Below are 2,180 nucleotides of genomic sequence, written 5' to 3' on the forward strand. Positions count from 1 at the left end.
TTAATTTGATATTTTTGAGCAATAAAACTTATCTTATTATTTTTAACTTCTTGTACTATCATTTTTCTAAAATCTGCTGTATATTTATTAAATTTTTGTTCTTTTCCTGCCATTAAAAAATGCACCTCCTCTAAAAGTTTAGTAAAGTTCTTTTTTAATTTTACTTACTTTTTGGGGTGCAGTCTTCCTTTTTTACTAATACTTACTTTTTGGGGTGCACTCTAATCTAAACCTTTTTATTTTAGTCCATTTTTTAAATTAAGTGTTTTGAAAAAATTTTATTAATACTAAAATGAACAACTAAAATCATGGTAGCTGAAAAAATAAAGGTAAATGCAGTGTCAGAAATCCAGTGGAATCTTTCCATTACAACAGCAAAATTCATTGCTAAAACATGAATTAATCAAATAATAAAACATAATTTTATTTTTCAGTTAATTTTATTGTTCTGCTTATTTTTTAAAAATAAAAGAATAATTGAGCCAGTACAATATGTAGCATTAATATGACCACTTGGAAAAGCATATTCTCATGGGGTTTTAAATGTTGGCATATTAACATTACTAAATAAACCAATTGGTGGTTTCCACCAAGGATATTGTCATTCTGAGGGAATATTATTAAGATAACCGTTACCTAAGTTATATCCAAAATGAAAACCCGATTTAAGATAAGCAGCTAAGAATTCAGGATGGGAATCAATTAAATCACCAAAAATAGCATTATAATAATAGATTCGATGTGTTGCACCTTTTAAAATCACAATAATAATATATGTACTAATTAAAAAACTTAATCCTTTAGTTGCTTTTATTCATGTTTGTTCTGTTAACAAACGGTTAGTTTTAACTAACCGATAGCGAACATAATAAAGACCAATTCCTAATAAGAATGATTGGTAAAGAAAAACTAAAATAGCACTTGTTAATTTATACTTATAATTATCAAATAGAAGATAGTCAATTCCAGGTCCAAAGCCTTCGTCAAGACTTGGAATTAAGGCTAAATTAACAATATTACCAATAAGTCATGCTCCTATGGCTAGGAAATAATAGATTACAGTAATCCAATAATTTTTTATAAATTTTTGCTTTTCTTGTTTTATTTTAAGCAAAAACCATGTTTCTAATAATATTGTTAGATAAATGATAATTACAATAACGATTTCAGTATTTCCTAATTGATCATAAAAACGGACTCAATATTTAACAAATTCATTTGATGAAGGTTTTGCAAGTTCAACAGCAATTTGGTAGTCAATTTGATATCATCCCGTTGCAATAAGAACTCCTAAACTAATAAGAGAAATTATGAATAATGGAATTGCAAAAAAATAAATATTTCATTTTTTTTTAATAAAAAAGATGTTATTTTTTTGTTGCATATAGTTTCCTCGTTTTTTCTTTCATTGTTGTTAATTAAATAGGAATTTAGTAAAAAATATAGGCTTTTTTCTTTTTAATTATATGTGTAAATTGTAAATGAAAATGTAGCACTTTATTAAAAAAGAATAAAGTGCTTTTTATTTTGTAAAAAATACTTATATTTATTGGATTAATCGTTAGATAGTATCTTTTACACTTAATAAAATAGGTTTTTTCTGAAAAATCCATCCTTTCTTTTCTTAAAAAATTTTTGAATAATTGTTTTATTTAATTATTAGTTAATTGTTAAATATATTACTAGAAAATACATTTAATAAACTAAGAATTAAAAAAAAGATAATGAGATAAAAAATAAATAAAGATACTATCTAACGATTAATCCAAAATTCAACCTTTAAAACTTAATATTTTGATGCTTAAAGATGGATAACTCATCTATGGCACGAAGCCTTAAAGAAAGTGTGAAAGCGATTGGATTTACTATCCTATTTATTTCTTTAATTCTCGGCAAGATTAATCACTTGCGAAATGTCATAGCATGTGTTTTTTGGCTTGTTTTCATAAAAAGAGTGCTGTTAAACCGAAAAAAACAATATCGGACACTAAAAAAACAAGAGGGTTGGAGCTCCAAAAGGTTATTTTCTTTATATAAAGTTGTGTAGGGATGGATGAAGCGTAATTAATAACTGGGTAAACTATTTTTTGTTTATTTCCGCAGGGGGATAAACTCTGTCTAAATATAAAGTTTAGTATCGCCACCCGCTTCACTTCGGTGGTGAGCGGTGGCGAAATAAC

At 26.0% G+C, this 2,180-nt stretch carries 2 protein-coding genes; both read right to left on the reverse strand.

The window, feature by feature from the left end:
* Positions 1-253: 253 nt before the first annotated feature.
* Positions 254-1,384: a phosphatase PAP2 family protein gene (locus D9R21_RS05870; protein WP_126821470.1), complete on the reverse strand. Its 1,131-nt coding sequence runs from the start codon at positions 1,382-1,384 to the stop codon at positions 254-256.
* Between the two features lie 514 nt (positions 1,385-1,898).
* Positions 1,899-2,180 (reverse strand): hypothetical protein (locus D9R21_RS07980; protein WP_206609246.1); only part of this gene is annotated, 282 nt, incomplete at its 5' end.

Origin of the sequence: Spiroplasma endosymbiont of Megaselia nigra (genome assembly GCF_003987485.1) — a bacterium.
In the GTDB taxonomy this organism is placed as follows: Bacteria; Bacillota_I; Bacilli_A; order Mycoplasmatales; family Mycoplasmataceae; genus Spiroplasma.